Annotated in this window: 18 protein-coding genes; 6 read left to right on the top strand and 12 right to left on the bottom strand. The window is 67.7% G+C overall.

Going from position 1 to position 19,430, the window contains the following annotated elements:
- Positions 1-10 precede the first annotated feature (10 nt).
- Positions 11-433, top strand: a complete 423-nt coding sequence (locus AC4ELS_RS31520; protein ID WP_448448377.1) for a hypothetical protein — start codon at positions 11-13, stop codon at positions 431-433.
- Positions 434-445: 12 nt separating this feature from the next.
- Here the strand turns inward: AC4ELS_RS31520 and AC4ELS_RS31525 are convergent, their stop codons facing one another.
- The 4 genes from AC4ELS_RS31525 to AC4ELS_RS31540 all read right to left on the bottom strand — a co-directional run bounded on the left by AC4ELS_RS31525 (position 446) and on the right by AC4ELS_RS31540 (position 5,397).
- Positions 446-1,189: a 3'(2'),5'-bisphosphate nucleotidase CysQ gene (locus AC4ELS_RS31525; protein WP_448448376.1), complete on the bottom strand. Its 744-nt coding sequence runs from the start codon at positions 1,187-1,189 to the stop codon at positions 446-448.
- Positions 1,186-3,030 (bottom strand): sulfate adenylyltransferase subunit CysN, encoded by a 1,845-nt coding sequence (cysN, locus tag AC4ELS_RS31530; protein ID WP_448448375.1) that lies wholly within the window; start codon positions 3,028-3,030, stop codon positions 1,186-1,188. Before cysN ends, AC4ELS_RS31525 begins: the two co-directional genes overlap by 4 nt.
- Positions 3,030-3,968 carry a sulfate adenylyltransferase subunit CysD gene (gene cysD, locus AC4ELS_RS31535; RefSeq protein ID WP_448448374.1) on the bottom strand — a complete coding sequence of 313 codons (939 nt, stop codon included), beginning with the start codon at positions 3,966-3,968 and terminating at the stop codon, positions 3,030-3,032. The genes cysN and cysD overlap by 1 nt, the downstream gene beginning before the upstream one ends.
- Positions 3,969-4,062: 94 nt before the next feature.
- A complete protein-coding gene (locus AC4ELS_RS31540; RefSeq protein ID WP_448448403.1) occupies positions 4,063-5,397 on the bottom strand; it encodes an MFS transporter in 1,335 nt (444 codons plus the stop codon).
- Positions 5,398-5,480: 83 nt separating this feature from the next.
- Between AC4ELS_RS31540 and AC4ELS_RS31545 the strand changes: the two genes are divergently transcribed.
- Positions 5,481-5,894 (top strand): PaaI family thioesterase, encoded by a 414-nt coding sequence (locus tag AC4ELS_RS31545; protein WP_064888108.1) that lies wholly within the window; start codon positions 5,481-5,483, stop codon positions 5,892-5,894.
- Between the two features lies 1 nt (position 5,895).
- Here AC4ELS_RS31545 and AC4ELS_RS31550 read toward each other — a convergent pair whose 3' ends face one another.
- From AC4ELS_RS31550 to AC4ELS_RS31575, 6 genes are all read right to left on the bottom strand, one after another.
- Positions 5,896-6,387 carry a beta-class carbonic anhydrase gene (locus AC4ELS_RS31550; protein WP_064888106.1) on the bottom strand — a complete coding sequence of 164 codons (492 nt, stop codon included), beginning with the start codon at positions 6,385-6,387 and terminating at the stop codon, positions 5,896-5,898.
- A 123-nt stretch (positions 6,388-6,510) separates the two neighbouring features.
- Positions 6,511-8,454: an ArnT family glycosyltransferase gene (locus tag AC4ELS_RS31555; protein WP_448448373.1), complete on the bottom strand. Its 1,944-nt coding sequence runs from the start codon at positions 8,452-8,454 to the stop codon at positions 6,511-6,513.
- The gene (locus AC4ELS_RS31560; RefSeq protein WP_499050884.1) at positions 8,451-9,737 is read right to left on the bottom strand and encodes a bifunctional glycosyltransferase family 2/GtrA family protein; all 1,287 of its coding nucleotides are present in this window, start codon (positions 9,735-9,737) and stop codon (positions 8,451-8,453) included. Before AC4ELS_RS31560 ends, AC4ELS_RS31555 begins: the two co-directional genes overlap by 4 nt.
- Positions 9,738-9,792: 55 nt before the next feature.
- Positions 9,793-11,580 carry an ArnT family glycosyltransferase gene (locus tag AC4ELS_RS31565; RefSeq protein WP_448448402.1) on the bottom strand — a complete coding sequence of 596 codons (1,788 nt, stop codon included), beginning with the start codon at positions 11,578-11,580 and terminating at the stop codon, positions 9,793-9,795.
- Positions 11,581-11,683: 103 nt separating this feature from the next.
- Positions 11,684-13,279, bottom strand: a complete 1,596-nt coding sequence (locus AC4ELS_RS31570) for a sensor histidine kinase (RefSeq protein WP_448448372.1) — start codon at positions 13,277-13,279, stop codon at positions 11,684-11,686.
- A complete protein-coding gene (locus AC4ELS_RS31575) occupies positions 13,257-13,961 on the bottom strand; it encodes a response regulator transcription factor (protein ID WP_064879676.1) in 705 nt (234 codons plus the stop codon). The genes AC4ELS_RS31570 and AC4ELS_RS31575 overlap by 23 nt, the downstream gene beginning before the upstream one ends.
- Before the next feature lie 178 nt (positions 13,962-14,139).
- Between AC4ELS_RS31575 and AC4ELS_RS31580 the strand changes: the two genes are divergently transcribed.
- Positions 14,140-14,595 carry a hypothetical protein gene (locus AC4ELS_RS31580; protein ID WP_499050887.1) on the top strand — a complete coding sequence of 152 codons (456 nt, stop codon included), beginning with the start codon at positions 14,140-14,142 and terminating at the stop codon, positions 14,593-14,595.
- On the opposite strand, the gene AC4ELS_RS31585 is transcribed toward AC4ELS_RS31580, so the two are convergent.
- Both AC4ELS_RS31585 and AC4ELS_RS31590 read right to left on the bottom strand, forming a co-directional pair.
- On the bottom strand, positions 14,592-14,831 hold the full coding sequence (locus AC4ELS_RS31585) for a hypothetical protein (RefSeq protein ID WP_055116241.1): 240 nt from the start codon (positions 14,829-14,831) through the stop codon (positions 14,592-14,594). The two genes, AC4ELS_RS31580 and AC4ELS_RS31585, sit on opposite strands and share 4 nt — an antisense overlap.
- Before the next feature lie 409 nt (positions 14,832-15,240).
- Positions 15,241-15,495, bottom strand: a complete 255-nt coding sequence (locus tag AC4ELS_RS31590) for a hypothetical protein (protein ID WP_064879612.1) — start codon at positions 15,493-15,495, stop codon at positions 15,241-15,243.
- A 162-nt stretch (positions 15,496-15,657) separates the two neighbouring features.
- Between AC4ELS_RS31590 and oppB the strand changes: the two genes are divergently transcribed.
- Genes oppB through oppD form a run of 3 tightly spaced genes read left to right on the top strand, consistent with a single transcriptional unit; the run spans position 15,658 to position 19,429 of the window.
- Entirely contained in the window at positions 15,658-16,635 is a 978-nt protein-coding gene (gene oppB, locus AC4ELS_RS31595) for an oligopeptide ABC transporter permease OppB (RefSeq protein ID WP_064879614.1), read from the top strand.
- Positions 16,632-17,582, top strand: coding sequence for an oligopeptide ABC transporter permease OppC (oppC, locus tag AC4ELS_RS31600; RefSeq protein WP_448448370.1), 951 nt, complete (start codon positions 16,632-16,634; stop codon positions 17,580-17,582). The genes oppB and oppC overlap by 4 nt, the downstream gene beginning before the upstream one ends.
- A complete protein-coding gene (gene oppD / locus AC4ELS_RS31605) occupies positions 17,579-19,429 on the top strand; it encodes an oligopeptide ABC transporter ATP-binding protein OppD (protein ID WP_448448369.1) in 1,851 nt (616 codons plus the stop codon). Before oppC ends, oppD begins: the two co-directional genes overlap by 4 nt.
- The last annotated feature ends 1 nt before the right edge of the window (position 19,430 follow it).

Raw genomic sequence — 19,430 nt, forward strand, 5'->3', positions numbered from 1 at the left:
GGCTGCATTGGTGGCACTCCGGGATTGGTCGTCGGCCAAGGTCAGGCTGGTCATGTTGGCCGCAGCGTCGCCGCTGATGCTGATCATGGTTGTGGTCGGCTACGCCGACGGGCCCAGTGACGAGGACTGCGGGCATGCCGAGCAGGCCATGGCCCATTGGGTCAGCGTGCAACTCGACACGCATCGGGCGATGACAGGCCCCGCACCCACCACGTTGCCCACTGATGCCGCCGATGCCGCCGCCGCTGTCCGCCAAGAAGCCACGGCGATCGAGGATTCCGGGTTGCGGCAGACGGCGAGCACCCTCGCGAACCAGCTCGATCAGGTCAGCAAGGGAAACCACGTGCGCGGGTACGAGGGCACGGCGGAGGCAATACAGGACCTCAAAACCGCCTGTCCGAAGGCCGGTGACGAGCCCATGCTCATTCCCTGACCGCGCCGAGAACTACCCCGCCGTGACGGCCAGTACCCGCTCGGCCAGTTCGGGGCGGCACACGATCAGGTCGGGCAGCGTGGGGTCGGCCGAGTTGTAGACCAACCGCGAGCCGTCGATACGTGAGGTGTGCAGGCCGGCCGCGCGGGCCACCGCGACGGGCGCGGCCGAATCCCACTCGTACTGACCACCCGCGTGCACGTACACATCGGCGATCCCGCGGATCACCGCGGCGACTTTGGCTCCGGCCGAACCCATTTCGACCAGGGTTCCGTCGAGCGCCTCCCGCACGGCCAGAGCCACCGCGGGCGGCCGGGTACGTGACACGACGACCCGGGGCGGGCCGTCGAAGGGGCGGGGTGCGGCTACCTCGGGCGTGGACAGCGTGGTGTTCTGCGCGGGCAGCGCGACCGCTCCCGCCACGAGTTCGCCCGCACTCCACAGCGCCACGTGTACGGCCCAGTCGTCGCGGCCCAGTTCGGAGAACTCCCGGGTGCCGTCGAGCGGGTCGACGATCCAGACCCGGTCGGCGTTCAGCCGCGCCGGATCGGCCCGTTCCTCGGCCGTGGCCTCCTCGGACAGCACCGAGTCACCGGGAACCAGCTTGGCCAACTCGGCCATCAGGAAATCGTGGGACTGCTTGTCCCCGGCGGCCTTTCGCTCGGCCGGCGTGGCATCGGCGAAGTCGGCACGGACATCGAGCAGCAGATCCCCGGCCCTGATGGCCAGCCGGGCAGCCAGTTCGTGATCGTTCACGACGGCAATTCCAACAGCTCGATCACCAGGTCGGCCAGTTCATCGGTGCTGTGGTCAGGCGTGAGCCGCAGATCCGGGTTCTTCGGCCGCTGATACGGGCTGTCGATGCCGGTGAAGTGGGTGATCTCACCGGCGCGCGCCTTGGCGTACAGGCCCTTGGGATCACGGCGTTCGCAGTCCTCCAGCGGGGTGTCGCAGAACACCTCGTAGAACTCCAGACCCGCATCCGTGGCGACCTTGCGGGCCAGGGCGCGGTGCTCCTCCAGCGGGCTGATTGCGGGGACCAGCACAACCTGGCCGGAGTCGGCCAGAATGGCGGCGATGTGGGCCAGTCGGCGCTGGTTCTCAGCCCGGTCGGCCATCGAGAAGCCCAGATCCGCGTTCAGCCCGTGGCGCAGGTTGTCCCCGTCCAGAACGTATGCCGGAACACCCTTTTCGAGCAGCTTCTGCTCGACGAGCACCGCCACCGAGGACTTGCCCGAGCCGGACAGGCCGGTGAACCACACGGTGCGGCCCTTCGACAGCCGGTCCTCGGCGGTGCACAGCGACTCGTGCCGCACGGTGTTGGGGCTCGCGGTGTCGTGGCGGGTCTCGCGCAGCACCATGCCGGCACCCACGGTGCCGTTGGTGTTGGGGTCGATCAGGATGAACGAACCGGTGGCGGCATTGCGGCTGTACTCGTCGAGCAGCAGCGGCGCCTGGGTGCGCAGCGAGACACGGCCCAGCTCATTCAGTTTGAGCGCTGTCGCGGTCTTGTCCCGGTGCAGGGTGTTGACGTCGAGCCGGTAATCAAGTCCGGTCACCTTGGCCCTGGTGGTTCGGGTGGTGTGCTTGATCAGGTATTCGCGGCCGGGCTCCAGTGACGATCCGTCGGCCATCCAGCACACGGTGGCGTCGAAATCCTGTGCGACCCGGGGCTGGTTGTTGGGCCGGGCGATCATGTCGCCGCGGGAGATGTCGATGTCGTCGGACAGGCTGATCGACACCGCCATCGGCGGGAAGGCCTCCTCGACCACACCGCTCGGGCCGTCGATCTGGGTGATGCGCGTGGGCTTTCCGGCCGGCAGCACGATCACGTCGTCGCCGGGACGCAGCACACCGCTGGCGACCGTGCCGGCGTAGCTGCGGTGATCGGCGTGCTCATGGGTCTGCGGCCGGATCACGTACTGCACCGGGAAACGGACATCGACGAGGTTGCGGTCACCGGCGATGTAGACGTCTTCGAGGTGGCTCAGCAGCGACGGGCCCTCGTACCAGGGGGTGATGTCTGATTTGGTCACCACGTTGTCGCCGTTGAGCGCCGACAACGGGATGGTGGTGACGTCGTGCACGTCCAACCGGGCGGCGAACGCGTGGAACTCGTCGCGGATCGCCTCGAAACGTTCCTGGTCCCAGTCGATCAGGTCCATCTTGTTCACGGCCAGCACGATGTGCTGGATGCCCAGCAGCGAGGCCAGGAACGCGTGGCGGCGCGACTGCTCGAGCAGGCCGTGGCGCGCATCGACGAGCACGATGACCAGCTGCGCAGTGGAGGCTCCGGTCACCATGTTGCGGGTGTACTGGATGTGCCCCGGGGTGTCGGCGATGATGAATTTCCGCTTGGCCGTGGCGAAGTAGCGATAGGCGACATCGATCGTGATGCCCTGCTCCCGCTCGGCGCGCAGCCCGTCGGTGACCAGTGCCAGGTCGGTGTAGTCGTGGCCGCGTTCCTTGGAGGTGCGCTCGACGGCGGCCAGCTGATCCTCCATGACCGCCTTCGAGTCGAACAGCAGCCGGCCGATCAGCGTGGACTTGCCGTCGTCGACGGAACCCGCCGTGGCGATTCTCAACAACGTGCTCATCAGAAATACCCCTCGCGCTTACGGTCTTCCATTCCGGCCTCGGAGATCCGGTCATCGGCGCGGGTGGCGCCGCGCTCGGTGAGCCGCGACACCGCGGTCTCGGCGATGACCTCGGAAACCGTTGCGGCGGTGGACTCCACGCAGCCGGTGCAGGTGACGTCGCCGACGGTGCGGAACCGCACGGTCTTCTCGATCACCGGTTCGTCCTTGCGGGGTTGCATGAACTTGTGCACCGCGAGCAGCATGCCGTCGCGCTCGAACACCTTGCGCTGGTGCGCGTAATAGATGGAGGGCAGCTTGATCTTCTCAGCGCCAATGTAGGACCAGATGTCGAACTCGGTCCAGTTGGAGATCGGGAAGGCCCGGATGTGCTCGCCCTTGTGGTGCCGGCCGTTGTACAGGTTCCACAGCTCGGGACGCTGGGCCTTGGGGTCCCACTGGCCGAACTCGTCGCGGAAGGAGAACACCCGCTCCTTGGCGCGGGCTTTCTCCTCGTCGCGGCGGGCGCCACCGAAGGCGGCGTCGAACTTGTTCTCCCGGATGCCGCGCAGCAGCGTGACGGTCTGGATCGGGTTGCGCGACGGGATGGTCTCCACCACGCGGCCGGCATCGATGTCGTCCTGCACCTTGGCCACGACCAGGCGCGCACCGTAGTGCTCGACGAGCTCGTCGCGGGTCTCGTACACCTCGTCGAAGTTGTGCCCGGTGTCGACGTGCATGACCGGGAACGGCAGCCGTCCTGGCGCGAACGCCTTGACCGCCAGGTGCAGCATGACGATCGAGTCCTTGCCGCCGGAGAACAGCAGCACCGGCTTCTCGAACTCCGCGGCGACCTCACGGATGATGTGGATGGCCTCGGCCTCCAGGGACCGCAGGTGGCTCAGCTCGTACTGCCCGGCCTGATTGGCTCGCGGACCTGTCGTTTTGGCGGTGGTCATCACTTCCCCATTAAGTTGGTAGGAATGGCCAGAATTGCAAGCATGGCCAGGAATCTAGCCGCCCTGCCGCCGCGGTGTCAATGGCGGGCAACCTTCAAATCCGATGCCCGCTTACGTGGGCACCTGCGTGCCGCGGCAGCCGCACCGTGGCGACCAGGGTCAGCGCCAGCAAAGCGCCCAGGACCAGGTAGGTCACCGAATATGAGGTGAATTGGCTGAGCAGCAGCGCTGCCACCGCGATGCCCAGTCCGGCCGCCAACTCCTGCACCGAGGCGTTGAGCGTGTTGGCGTGCGTCAGGTGCTCCCCGTCTATGTCGGAGAACGCCAGGCTGTTGTAGGCGGTGAAGCCGATCGACCGCAGCGCCCCGCTCAGATAGAGGACGACGCCCATCACCGCCACTGGCAGGCCCGGCTGCAACGCGGCCAGCAGGCCGAAGCACGCGACCGAGGTCACCCCGTTGACCAGCAGCACGGTCCGGATGCCGTACCTGCGCATCAACGGGGTGGTGGCCGGCTTGATGGTCAGGTTCCCGGCGAACAACGCGGCCACCATGACGCCGGCTGCCAGCGGCGTCCAGCCGAACTCCAGCTGGAATTGCAGCGGCAGCAGGAACGGCACCGCGGTGATCACCAGTCGGTACAGCGACCCGGCCACCACCGTGATGCGCAGCGTGTGCACCCGTAGCACCCGCAACTGCACCAGCGGGGCCGGCGCCGTGAGCAGCCGCCACATGGCCGCGCCGAGTAGGACGACTGCCGCGGCGCCGCATCCGGTGACCAGTCCCCAGTCGGTCCCCGAGACCCGGATGTTCTCCAATGCGATGAGGGCCGCAGCAATCCCCGAGCCGAGTGCCAGCAGGCCCGGCCAGTCCAGCGACCGGACCGCGGATTGCGGCCCGCCGCGGACGAGTCCGAGCGCCAGGACAATTCCGATCACGCCGATCGGAATGTTGATCGCGAAGATCCACCGCCAGCTGCCCAGCGTCGCGATGGCCCCACCGAGCACCGGAGCCAGCACCGGTGCGGTGAGCGCCGGCCAGGTCAATAGTGCGATGGCCCGCACGAGGTCGGACTTGCTGCTGTGCCGCAACACTGCCAGGCGGCCGACGGGCACCATCATGGCGCCGCCGACCCCTTGCAGGATCCGCATCGCGACCAACATCGGCAGTGAGGCACTCACCGCGCAGCCGACCGAGGCCAGCGTGAACACTGCGATCGCCCCGATGAACACCCGGCGGACACCGAACCGGTCGGCCAGCCAGCCGCTGGCCGGGATCAGAACCGCGACCGTGACCAGGTATGCCGAGATCGCCACGTTGACATCGACAGCCTCGACACCGAACGACGCGGCGATCAACGGGATGGCCGGGGCGATGATCGTGGCGTCCAGGATTTCCATGAACAGCGCCCCGGCCACCAGCAGCGCCATCCCCCGTGGGAACGGCGGATTCACTGTGCGCTTACCCCGCAGGTAATTGAGACGCTGACCGCCGGCGGCAGACACTGGCGGCCATGAGTATCCAGACCGGCCCGGAAGTCATGGCGCAATTCCTCCCCCAGTCGCCGTTCGTGGCCAAACTCGGCATTTTCGCCGAAAACCTCGACGGCCCCGAGGTCCGACTTCGGTTGCCGTGGGATCCGTCGAACATCACGATCGCCGACATGGTGCACGGCGGTGCGATCGCCGCGTTGGCCGACGTCACGGTGATGGCGGCAGCCTGGGCGCACGCCGACGTTCCGGATTCGCTTCGCGGAGTGACGGTCTCGATGACAATCAACTATCTGGCGCCGGCCCGCGCCACCGATCTGATCGGCCTCGGGCGCGTGCTGCGTCAGGGTAGGTCCCTGGTGAACAGCGAGGTCGATATCGTCACTCCTGACGGCGAGGCGGTGGCGAAGGCCATCGCGACGTACAAGGTGGGGTGAGCTACAGCGTCACCTCGTTGAGCTTGCCGGTGGCGACGTCGAAGATGAAGCCGCGCAACGATTCATGCTTTGTGACGAACGGGCTGGCCTCGATGCGACGCAACGACTGACGCACGTCCTCGGCCAGGTCGACGAAGGACTCGGCGGCCCAGTTCGGCTTGATTCCGGTTTCGTCCTGGATCTGCTGTTTGAACCCGTCGTCGGTGAATGTCAGCATGCCGCAGTCGGTGTGGTGGATCAGGATGATTTCTTTGGTGCCGAGCAGCCGCTGGCTGATGGCCAGTGAGCGGATCTCGTCGTCGGTGATGACACCACCGGCATTGCGGATGACGTGCGCCTCACCGTCGCCCAGGCCGAGGATCCGGTAGACGTCCAGCCTGGCGTCCATGCACGCGACCACCGCAACGTGCTTGCTGGGCGGCAACGGCAACGGCCCGGAAAAGGTCGTGGCATAGACCTCGTTGTTGGCCAGATACTGGTCGGTGACAGACATGAATCGACGCTAACCCCGCGCCGCCGACAGGACCAGAGGAAGAATCAGGCTGAGCCGATTGGGGTGCGCCCAGGCGGCGGCCGTCCTGCCGGGGGGATGTGGACGGCCGCCGCGGTCTGGGTGTCAGGCGACGGGCGCAGACAGGTCGTACACCGGAACCTCACCGACCATGTTCTTGGTGAAGTGCTCGCGAACCCATGTGGTGATCTCCCCCGCGCTACCGCCGGGATCACGCGGCGGTCCGGGCGGCCCGCCGCGACCACCTGCGGGCCGATCGAGGAAGTAGCGGACCTGGCCATCGGCAACATATTGCTGGAACTGCGCCAGCGTGGGCGAGTTGTCACTGCCCGTGAAACCGCCGATTGCCATCAACGACTCGCCCGTCTTGAGCTCTAGATCGCTGACCTGCATCGAGCCGACACCGGCTGCGGCCCAGCGCCCGTCGGCCCCCGCGATGAGCTCGGCCAGTGCCGGATCATCGGCGCGCCCGAATCCACCAGGACCGCCAGGACCACCGGGTCCGCCGAACCCCATGTCCCGGTTGGGTCCCGAGGTGGCCATCGGCCCACCGCCGTGGACTTTCGCCACCGTCTCGACGGTGTAGGCCGCCGTCGCGGCGAGCCCGAAGACCATGGCCGCCAGCGCCACCACCGCGGGGACCTTGCCCGCCCGGTGGGCAGTGATCGCCAGGGCGACCGCCGTCAGTGCCGAGCCGATCAACACGATCCAGCGCAGCGCCGGCAACCAGTCAGGCGTCCGGTCCAGCAGCACGAACGCCCACGCCCCGGTCCCGGCCAGCATCAGCGCCAGCACCAGCCGGGCTGCCGACCGGGCACGGACCCGCCACAATTCGACGACCGAGATGCCCACCAGAGCCGCCACCGCAGGCGCCAGCGCCACGGTGTAATAGGGATGGATGATCCCGTCCATGAAGCTGAACACCACGGCGGTGACCAGCAGCCAGCCGCCCCACATCAACACACCGACCCGCGGTCCGGCAGTGCGCGCGGTGCGCCGGGCCAGCCACAGCATGGCAACCAGCCCGATCAGCGCCGCAGGCAACAGCCACGACGCCTCGGTGCCCATCGACATCCCGAACATCCGGCCGATCCCGGGGTCACCGCCGAACATCAGGTTGGGGCCGCCGCCGGGACCGTGACCGAAACCGGGTCCACCCGGACCGGGGCCCGCGCCGGGCCCGTGCCCCTCCTGCCCCAGGATGCGTTGCAGCCCGTTGTAGCCGAAGGCCAATTGCAACAGGCTGTTGTCGGTCGATCCGGCGATGTAGGGCCGGGAGTCCGCCGGCCACAACGCCACCAGCGCGAGGTACCAGCCCGACGAGACGATCACCGTCGCCGCGCCGATCAGCAAGGTACCCAGTCGTTTCCACACTCCGACCGCCGGCGCGGCGACCAGGAACATCAGGGCCAGGCCCGGCACGATCAGGAAGGCCTGCAGCATCTTGGTCAGGAACGCGAACCCGAGCGCACATCCTGCCAATGCCACCCACCCGGCGCTGGCCCGTGCCGACACCGGCCCGACGGCACGCACCATGAAGTAAGCCGCCAGCACCAACAGCAGGACCAGGAGTGCATCGGGATTGTTGTAGCGGAACATGGAGGCCGCGACCGGTGTCAGCGCCAACGCCGCCCCGGCGATCAGTCCGGCGGCCGGACCGCTGGTGCGGCGCACGGTGGCGTAGAGCAGTGCCACCGCACCCACCCCCATCAACGCCTGCGGCAGCAGCATGGTGAACTCGTTGAAGCCGAACAGCCGGCCCGACAAGCCCATTGCCCACATCGCGGCCGGTGGTTTGTCGACCGTGATGGCGTTGCCGGCATCCAGCGATCCGAAAAGCCAGGCCTTCCAGGACTGGGTGCCCGCTTGGGCCGCGGCGGCGTAGTAGCTGTTGGCCCACCCCGACGATCCCAGCCCCCAGAGGTAGAGCACCGCGGTGCCGGCCAGCAGAGCCCAATAGGTGGGGCGAATCCAGCGCGGTGTCAATGTCTTCGGCGATTCCGCGGTCTCCGCGGCGGCTTCTGGTGCCGTGTCGACGATGGTCGTCATAGTTCGGTCCCTCGATTCGGCGCGGTGACCTGCCGTGTCCGCGCGGGGTGGAAGACCCACCCGCGCAACAGGACGAAGCGCACCACGGTGGCCAACAGGTTGGCCGCCACCAATACTGCAAGCTCGACGCCGCGGTGCGGCACGGGCGTCACGACGTGCAAGAGTCCCAGTGATCCGCTGGTGATGGCCAGCGCGATCCCGAACACCGTCAATCCCTCCAGATGATGGCGGGTGACGTTGCCCGAACCGGCGATGCCGAACGTGAAGCGGCGGTTGGCTGCGGTGTTTCCGATCGCGGTCACCAGTAGGGCGATCAGGTTGGCGGCCTGCGCGCCGACACCGGCCCGCAGGGCCGTGAACAGCAACAGGTAGGCCAGCGTGGAGACCACACCGACCGCACCGAAACGCACCGCCTGGCGCAACAACGATCCAGGGGCAGCCGATTTCCGAGAGGACCCGAGCTGCGCGGCGATCGTGTTCACCGGGATCGACCCGTTGGCGAACCCGCGCAGCAGCCGCCCGATGCCCTTGAGATCGGCGGCCGCCGTGGCGACGATGTCCACCCGGCTGTCCGGATCGTCCACCCAGTCCACCGGAACCTCGTGAATGCGCAGACCGCTGCGTTCGGCCAGCACCAGAAGCTCGGTGTCGAAGAACCACCCGGTATCGGCAACGTAGGGCAGCAACTCGCGGGCAACGTCGGCGCGAATCGCCTTGAATCCACACTGGGCATCCGAGAACCGGGCTGCCAAAGTCGATTTCAGGATGAAGTTGTAGCAGCGCGAGATGAACTCGCGCTTGGCGCCGCGGACGACCCGTGAGCCGCGGCCCAGACGGGTGCCGATGGCCAGGTCGGAGTGGCCGGAGATCAGTGGTGCCACCAACGGCGCAAGCGCGGCCAGGTCGGTGGACAGGTCGACGTCCATGTACGCCAGCACGGGCGCGTCCGAAGCCGACCACACCGCCCGCAGTGCGCGTCCGCGCCCCTTCTCCTCCAGCCGGACCACCCGCACGTCGTCGAGGTCAGCGGCCAGTTCGGCAGCGATGCGCGGGGTTTCGTCGACACTCGCATTGTCGGCGATGGTGATACGCACCGGCACCGCGAAGTTCTCGGCGAGATACCGGTGCAGCCGGCGAACCGAATGGGCGAGCGTGGCCTGCTCGTTGTACACCGGTACGACGACGTCGAGCACCGGAACCCCGGCGTCCCGCGCGGCGTGTGTGGCGTTGGGCCGCGACGCGAAATGAAAGCGCTGCTCGGGTTCTTCGACCAAGGTTGTCATGAGTTCATCGTTCTCCGCAGGGTTGTGATCCGGGTTGGGCGAAGCTATGCGCCGGCTATGTGTTCGACGCACGGTGAGTCAGGTCGTAGATGGTGACGTCGTCGACGGTGACCGGGTTGTAGTGGGCCTGGACCCATTCCGCGATCTCGGTGGCCGCCTGGCTGCCGCTGGGGGTGTGTCCGCCGAATCCTCCGGCCATGATGCGGGATCGGATGAAGTAGTGGATGGCGCCGTCGTCGACGAGACGCTGGAATTCGTCGAGCGTGGGTGCCGGATCCGTGCCGTTGAAGCCTCCGACTGCCATCACCGGTGCGCGGGTGGCCAATTGGTATCCGGCGGCATTCGACGAGCCCACCACGGCGGCCGCCCACCGGTAGCCGTCGGCATCTGCGGCCAGCGTTGCGGTCAGCGTCGGCCCTGGATCGGGGGCGGCGAACATTCCGCCGAACCCGCCGCCACCACGCGATGGACCGACGGACGGTATCGCCCCGGTGTGCGGGGCGGAGGCGGTGGCGATCGAGTACGCGGCCGGACCGGCCAGGCAGGCCGCGACCGCCAGCACCGCCGTCACCCGCACCATCGGGCGCTCCAACCGTGTGACCATCAGCAGCAGTACCGCGGCACCCACACCCGCCACTGCCACTGCCGCCCGCAGCCACGGGAAGGCATCGTCGTTGCGGGCCAACAGCACTGCGGCCAGGACCGCGGTCACCAACACCGCGCCCGACATCGCCGTGGCGGCGCGGAGGTCGGTGCGGTGTTGCCACAGCAACCTCGCCCCGATGCCGATGACCGCACCGATGGCCGGGGCGAGCGCCACGGTGTAATAGGGGTGGACGATGCCGTTCATGAAGCTGAACACCAGCGCGGTGACCAGGAGCCAGCCGCCCCACAGAATCAAGGCGGCCCGGGCCGGATCGGTCCTGGCGGCCCGGCGGGTCAGATAGAGGCCGGCCACCAGGCAGATCAGCGCCGCGGGCAGCAACCAGCCGATGTCGGCGCCCATCTGCGACCCGAACAACCGCCCCGGCCCGACGTCGAAGTTCAGATTGCCGAGGCCACCCGTTTCGTCACCGGTGAGCCGACCCAAACCGTTGTAGCCCAATGCCAATTCGAGAATGCTGTCGTGCTGCGAACCACCGATGTAGGGCCGTGACGAGGACGGCCACAACTCCACCAGCACCAGGTACCAGCCACCGCTGAGGACCATGGCGACGCCGGCGGTGGCGACATCGAGGATGCGTCGGCCCAGTGGGCGGTCTCCGGCGACCAGCGCCGCGGCGGCAATACCCGGCAGCACCAGGAATGCCTGCAGCATCTTGGCCAGGAAACCGAAGCCGAGTGCAACCCCCGCACCGACGAACCACCAACGGCTGGAGTTCTTTTCGATTCCGCGCTGCACGCAGTAGGCCGCCACGACGAGCAGCAGCACCAGAAGCGCGTCGGGATTGTTGAACCGGAAGATCAAGGCGGCCACCGGCGTCAGCGCCAGGACGGTGCCGGCCAACAGACCGGCCCACGGCCCGGCCGCGCGGCGCACCGCCGCGTAGAGCGCTGCGACCGCACCGACGCCCATGAGCGCCTGCGGCACCAGCACACTCCACGGGCTCAGCCCGAACAGGCGCACCGAGAGATCGGTGATCCACAGCGCCGCGGGCGTCTTGTCCACGGTGATCGCATTGCCTGCGTCACTGGACCCGAACAGCATCGCGGTCCAGTTCTCGGCACCCGCTTGCGCGGCGGCCGAGTAAAACGCGTTGGCCCACCCGCTCACCGACAGGTTCCACAGGTAGAGCACCGCGGTGCCGGCCAACAGCAGGACTAGGGCGATGCTCTGGGTCATCGAGGTCGAGCTGCGGGGCTTCGACTCCTCGGGTGTCGCCGCCGGCACCTCGGCAGCGGGATGCGCGGCAACAAGGGTCACGTTCTCATCGTTGCCGTGGCCGCTAGGTGCCGGATTGGTCCATCCTGTGCGTGCCCTGTGAGCTGACGACCGGCAGCCGCACCACGAATTCGGTCGAGCCCGCGGTACTGCTCACCTCGATCGTGCCGCCGTGCGCCTTGAGCACCGCGGCCACGATCGCCAGACCCAACCCGGTGCTGCCCTCCCGTCGCGACCGCGACGAGTCTCCGCGCGCGAACCGCTCGAACACGTCGGGCAGCAGTGACGCCGGGATACCCGGGCCGTCATCTGCGACGCGCAGCAGCACCGCATCCCGGTCGGGTTTCAGCGACACCGTGACCGAGGTGCCCGGCGGGGTGTGCGTACGGGCGTTCGCCAACAGGTTGGCCAGCACCTGATGCAGCCGGGCCTCGTCGCCTTCAACCACCACCGGGTCCTCGGGTAGATCCAACGCCCACTGATGGTCGGGGCCGGCGATGTGGGCATCGCTCACCGAGTCCACGATCAGCCTGGACAGATCCACGCTGTCGCGCTCCAGAGGCCGCCCGGCATCGAGGCGCGCCAACAGCAGCATGTCCTCGACCAGTTGCGTCATCCGCGTGGTCTCGGACTCCACCCGGTTCATCGCATGGGCCACGTCGGCGGGCAGGTCATCACGTTTGCGCTGGGCCAGCTCGGTATAGCCCCGGATCGCCGCCAGCGGCGTCCGCAACTCGTGGCTGGCGTCGGCCACGAATTGGCGCACCCGCGTCTCACTGGCGTGCCGGGCCGACAGCGCGCTGGCGATGCGGTCGAGCATCCGGTTCAGCGAGGTACCGAGCTGACCCACCTCCGTGTGGGCACTGGCGGGGTCGACCGGCACGATCGGTGTCGGCAACTCCACCTCGCCGCGGTCGAGTTCGAGATCGGCCACCCGGCGTGCCGCCGCCGAGACGCGAGACAGCGGGGCGAGTTGGCGCCGCAGGATCAGGATGCCCGCCGTCGTCGCGGCGATGAGCGCGATGGCGGCCAGTACACAGAACATGCCGAGGACCCACAGCAGAGTGTCGTCGACGACGGCCGTCGGCAGCCCGGTCACGATGGTCTGCGGGCCGCCGTGACGCGGGTGCAGGCCGATGAGCCGGTAGCGGCCCAGTCCGTCGAGGTCCACGGTTTCGGGTTCCCGGGTCGCCGGGACCTGGGACAGCTGGACGGCCGCGGCGGCACTGACCTCGACGCGGTCGCCGTCGGCGGTGATGACCCCTGCGTCCACCGGGCGGTTCGGCGCCACCACCGCTCCGACCGTGCGGGCGGCCTGCCCCGGGGCATTGAGGAATCCGGGTCCCGGCCCCTCCTCAGGGTCGAACGGAACCCGGTGATGACGGTGCATTCCCGGCGGGGGTGGGGTTCCCGGTGGTGGCGGCGGCAATTCGAAGATGGCGGCCGAGCGGCGGCCGGCCTCGATCAGTTGATCGTCGAGCTGGTTCATCAAAAACCGTTGCAGCGCAAACTCTGTCGCCACTCCGATACTGGCGCACACCACCGCCAGCAGGGCCACCTGGGTGACCACCAGCCGGGCCCGCAGCGTCCAGGTCCGCGGTGACCACCAGCGGGTGACGCTTGCCCCGGCCGTCACCTCAGCGCGCGGGCCGGAGGACATAACCCGCACCGCGCAGCGTGTGGATCATCGGTTCCCGTCCGCTGTCGATCTTCTTGCGCAGATACGAGACGTACAGCTCGACGATGTTGGACCGGCCGCCGAAGTCGTAGCTCCACACCCGGTCGAGGATCTGGGCCTTGCTCAGGACCCGCTTGGCGTTGCGCATCATGAAGCGCAGGAGTTCGAACTCGGTGGCGGTCAGGGTGATCGGATCACCGGCCCGGGTCACCTCATGGCTGTCCTCGTCGAGCACGAGATCGCCGACGACGATCTTGGCGCCGCCGTCCTCACTGGTGACTCCGGTGCGCCGCAGCAGTGCCCGCAACCGCAGCACCACTTCCTCGAGGCTGAACGGTTTGGTGACGTAGTCGTCGCCGCCGGCGGTGAGGCCCGCGATGCGGTCCTCCACCGAATCCTTGGCGGTCAGCAGCAGCAGAGGCAGGCCGGGAATCTGTTCCCGCAGTTTGCGCAGGACGTCCAGACCACTCATGTCGGGCAGCATCACGTCGAGGACGACCACATCGGGCGGGCTGTCCCGGGCAGCGGCGATGGCGCTCGCGCCGTCACCTGCCGTCGCGATGTCCCAGCCCTCATAGCGCAGCGCCATCGACACCAGTTCCGCCAGTACGGGTTCGTCGTCGACTACCAGGACCTGGATCGGATTGCCATCGGCGCGGCGCATGACGGCGCGCCCGGACTCGGAATCGGTGCCATTGGTCGTGCTGCTCACCCGCTCATTATTCGTCCGTTCGTTAGGCCCCGACTGAGCGCTTTCTATGTGCCGGCTGTGAAACAGCGCCACATCTGCGCCAGAGCCCGCACACAGCCGGCACACAGCCGGCCCCGGCAACGTGGACCATATGAGCATCCGACCCACTGTTGCCGCAGTCGGCATCGCGGCGGCCATTGCTGGGCTCGGCCGCGCGGCGGTGTATGCCGCCACCGATACGCAGGGCCCTGGCCACCACGGTCCGCCCAATGCAGAGGGCGGGCCCCCGCGCTGGATGGGCGGGCCGGGAATGGACGGACGGCCCCACGACGGGACCGATCCCGCCACGATCCACAGCGAGGCCGTACTGACCGAAGGCGGCGGCTACCGTACGACGCTGTTTCAAACCGGCACGATCACCGAGCTGTCCGCAACGTCGGTCACGGTGCGCAGCAACGACGGATTCACCCAGAGCTACGCCCTGCCTGATGCCGTCAAACCGCTGTACGGGGTCAACGACCGGGTCCTGATCCGAGCCACCCGCACCGGGTCGGCATCGACGGACAAGCCGACTGTCACCAGCATCGGCGAGGCACCCCGCCCCTAGCCGTTGCCGTACCCGTCGGGCAGGTCCACCTTCACCTTCGGCTTGGCGAACGATGTCTCGAGTTCGGTGGGAGCCGTTGTCTTCGTTACGGTTTCACCAACATTGACGGCCGGAACCGCGCCACTGCTCGGCGCCTCGGCCACCATCGCACCGAATGCGCCCATCGCTGCAAGTGCGATCGCCCCGACACCGGCCATCGCGTACTTGGTCCGCTTGTTGCGTTCGTCTCCTGTCACAGAGACCTCCCTACCGGGGCCTGCGGGCGAGGTAAACCCGACTTCGCAGGCCCCGGTCGGCGAGATCAGCCGCGATCAGTGTGGCGTGGCAAACCCCGACGGGGTGGTCGCCGAGACCGACGGAGTGCCCTTCGAGGTCTCAGGGGCTGTCGGCGGAGTCGTCTCGGTAACCGTTTGTCCAGTGGTGATGACAGGTGGTTCCTCCCGCTGCTGGGCTCCGGCGACGCCTCCGCCCATCGCGACTCCGAGCACAGCGGTAGCTAACCCACCGATCGCGCCCATTCCGGCAGTGACCAATTTCAGATTTCGCTGAATGTTTTCCTTCGCGCTACCCAATGCGCTCACCTCCGCGCGACGTATAGCCACGGCGGGTGGCGGTGAAACCACTACCCGGCACTTTGCGCAGTGATCAGTGCGTGACGGCGAACCCGGACGGCGGCGTGTAGCCCCTCATCGCAGGCACTGCCATCGAAACCTGCGGTGCAGTCGGAGGCGTCGTCTCCGTGCTGGTCTGGCCGACGTTCATGTGGGATCCGGAAGCCAGGGACTCGCCGGCCCCCGAGTGAACGTCCGAGACCGCTCCGAACACGCCCAGCCCCACCACGGCCGCACCACCGGCGACCGCAGCGATCACTTTCACATTCTTCAGTCCGCTGACCTTCATGTATTTCAGTGAACGCCTGATTGCTATGCCGAAGCTGTGAGCCGACTACCAGTTACCCATCGAGCGCGGGGCGCGCCGAACCTCACATCACCGCGATGACCGGGTTCCGGTGCCCGGCTGCTCTACCCTGTCTGGCATGCAGCCGTGGGCAGGAACAACCGGATGACGCGCTTTCTGGCGCGCCGGCTGCTCAACTACATCGTGTTGCTGGCCCTGGCATCGTTCCTGACGTTCACGCTGACGTCGCTGAACTTCAAACCCCTCGACAGCCTCGAGCAGCGCAATCCGCGGCCGCCGCAATCCGCGATCGACGCCAAAGCCGCTGAACTCGGCCTCGACCAGCCCATTCCGCTCCGCTATGCGAACTGGGCAGCCGACGCGGTCCGCGGCGACTTCGGAACCACGGTGACCGGCCAGCCGGTGGTCGACGAGTTGTGGCGACGCATCGGGGTGACCCTGCGCCTGCTCGTCATCGGCGCGATCTCGGGCGCGGTGATCGGCGTGGTGGTCGGCGCGTGGGGAGCGATCCGCCAGTACCGGCTGTCGGACCGCGTCATCACCGTGCTGTCCCTGCTGGTGATCAGCACGCCGTCCTTCGTGATCGCCAACATGCTGATCCTGGCCGCACTCAACGTGAACTCGATTCTCGGCGTGCAAATTTTCGAGTACACGGGGGAAACGGCGCCGGTGCCCGTCGGCGGCGCCTGGGACCAGTTCGTCGACCGGCTGCAGCACCTCGTGCTGCCGACGTTCACCCTGGCCCTGATGGCCATCGCCGGCTACAGCCGGTACCAGCGCAACGCGATGCTCGACGTGCTCGGCCAGGACTTCATCCGCACCGCGCGGGCCAAGGGGCTGACCCGACGTCGCGCCCTGTTCAAACACGGGCTGCGGACCGCACTCATTCCGATGGCCACCCTGTTCGCCTACGGGGTGGCCGGGCTGGTAACCGGTTCGGTGTTCGTCGAGAAGATCTTCGGCTGGCACGGGATGGGCGAATGGGTGGTGCAGGGCATCGCCACCCAGGACACCAACATCATCGCGGCGATCACGGTGTTCACCGGGACCGTGATCCTGGTCGCCGGCCTGCTCTCCGACGTCATCTACGCGATGCTCGACCCGAGGGTGCGAGTCACATGACCCAGACGTCTGCTCCCACCGGGGATGCCGCCGCGGCCCGCTCGGGCCTGCACACCGAGGAATTCGCCACCCGGCGCACCCTCGTGTTCCGCCGGTTCCTGCGCAACTGGCCCGCCGTGGTGTCGCTGACACTGCTGGTGATCATGTTCGTGGCCTGCTACGCGCTGCCTTCGGTGCTCCCCTACAGCTATTCGGACCTCGATTACTACGCGCTGCAGGAGCCGCCGTCGACCGACCACTGGTTCGGCACGAACGCACTCGGGCAGGACATCCTCGCCCAAACCCTGCGCGGCATGCAGAAATCCATGCTCATCGGTGTGTGCGTGGCGTTCATCTCGACCGTCATCGCCGCCACGGTCGGGTCGGTCGCCGGATATTTCGGCGGCTGGCGCGATCGCACGCTCATGTGGATCGTCGACGTGTTGCTGGTGGTGCCCAGCTTCATCCTGATCGCGATCGTCACGCCCCGGTTGAGCCAGTCCGATCGGGTGTTCTGGCTGATCGTGCTGCTCTCGGCGTTCAGCTGGATGATCAGCTCCCGCATCGTGCGGGGGATGACGCTGAGCCTGCGGGAGCGCGAATTCGTCTTGGCTGCCCGCTATATGGGTGTCAGCAGCGCGCGCATCATCGTGCGGCACATCCTGCCGAACGTGGCGTCCATCCTGATCATCGACACCGCGCTCAACGTGGGAGTGGCGATCCTGTCCGAAACCGGTTTGAGCTACCTGGGATTCGGCATCCAGGCCCCCGACGTCTCGCTGGGCACGCTGATCGCCGACGGCACCAAGTCCGCCACCACCTTCCCCTGGGTGTTCTTGTTCCCGGCCGGGGTATTGGTACTGATCATCCTGTGCGCCAACCTGATCGGAGACGGCCTCCGCGACGCCCTCGACCCGGGCAGCGGCCGGTTGCGACGGCGGAGTCGGCGGAAGGGCGGCACCCGATGAGCCGGCTACTCGAGGTATCTGATCTGACGGTGGACTTCCCTACGGACACCGACGCGGTACACGCGGTGCGGGGCCTGAACTTCCATGTGGATTCCGGTGAGGTGGTCGCGCTCGTCGGCGAGTCCGGTGCCGGGAAATCGGCCAGTGCCATGGCGGTGATCGGGTTGCTGCCCGAGTTCGCCGAGGTGTCCGGATCGGTGCGGCTGCGTGGCGAGGAACTGATCGGGTTGTCCGACGCGCAGCTGTCACGGGTCCGGGGCAACACCGTCGGCACGGTGTTCCAGGACCCGATGTCCGCACTCACGCCGGTCTACACCGTGGGTGATCAGATCGCCGAGGCGCTCGAAGCCCACAACCGCGATCTGGGGCGGCGCGCGGCCCGGTCCCGGGCCGTCGAACTGCTGGAGCTGGTCGGGATCGCCCAGCCGGAACAACGCGCCCGCTCGTTCCCGCACGAGTTGTCCGGCGGCGAACGCCAGCGGGTGGTCATCGCCATCGCCATCGCCAACGATCCTGATCTGCTGATCTGCGATGAGCCCACCACCGCCCTCGACGTCACGGTCCAGGCCCAGATCCTCGACGTGCTCAAGACCGCGCGCGACGTCACCGGCGCCGGGGTGCTCATCATCACCCACGACCTCGGTGTGGTCGCCGAATTCGCCGACCGGGCACTCGTGATGTACGCCGGACGGGCCGTCGAGGACGCTCCGGTGGCCAAGCTGTACGAGAACGCCCGGATGCCCTACACCGTCGGCCTACTCGGCTCTGTGCCACGCCTGGATGCCTCGCAGGGCACGCGTCTGGTGCCCATCCCTGGTGCACCGCCGTCGCTCACGACGGTACCGACCGGCTGCCCGTTCGCGCCCCGCTGCCCGCTGGCCATCGACGAATGTCTGGCCGCCGAGCCAGAACTCATCGAGCTGGCGCCGGATCACCATGCAGCCTGCATCCGCACCGATCAGGTGAGTGGGCGCAGTGCCGCCGAGATCTACGGGTTAGCGGGCGGCCCCGAGACCGACGTCACCGCCCCGGAGAAGCCTTCCGGCGACGCCGATGTGGTACTGCGGGTGCGCGAGCTGACCAAGACCTACAAGCTCACCAAAGGCGTGGTGCTGCGCAGGCAGGTCGGTGAGGTCCGCGCGGTCGACAAGGTCAGCTTCGACCTGCGCAGCGGCCGCACCCTCGGCATCGTCGGCGAGTCCGGATCGGGAAAATCCACCACCCTGCACGAGATCCTGAATCTGTCTGCACCGCAATCGGGCTCGATAGAAGTGCTCGGCTCGGACGTGGCCACCCTGGACCGCAAGACGCGGCGTACCCTGCGAACCGACCTTCAAGTGGTGTTCCAGGACCCCGTGGCTTCACTGGACCCGCGGTTGCCGGTCTCGGATGTGTTGGCAGAGCCGTTGACCGCCAATGGCTTCGACAAACCGCGCATCGACGGACGGGTGGCCGAGCTGCTCGAGTTGGTGGGCCTGCGACGCGCCGACGCCGCCCGCTACCCGGCCGAGTTCTCCGGGGGACAGAAGCAGCGCATCGGGATCGCCCGTGCCCTGGCCCTGCAGCCCAAGATCATCGCGCTCGACGAGCCGGTCTCCGCGCTGGACGTCTCGATCCAGGCCGGGATCATCAACCTGCTGCTGGACCTGCAGGACCAGTTCGGCCTGGCCTACCTGTTCGTCTCCCACGACCTGTCGGTGGTCAAACACCTGGCCCACGATGTCGCGGTGATGTACAAGGGCGCCGTCGTCGAACAGGGCTCAGGCGAGGAGGTGCTCGCCAACCCGCAGCACGCGTACACCCGCAAGCTGCTGGCCGCCGTGCCGCAACCAAAGCCGGCCGACTGAG

Source organism: Mycobacterium shunyiense (genome assembly GCF_058270035.1).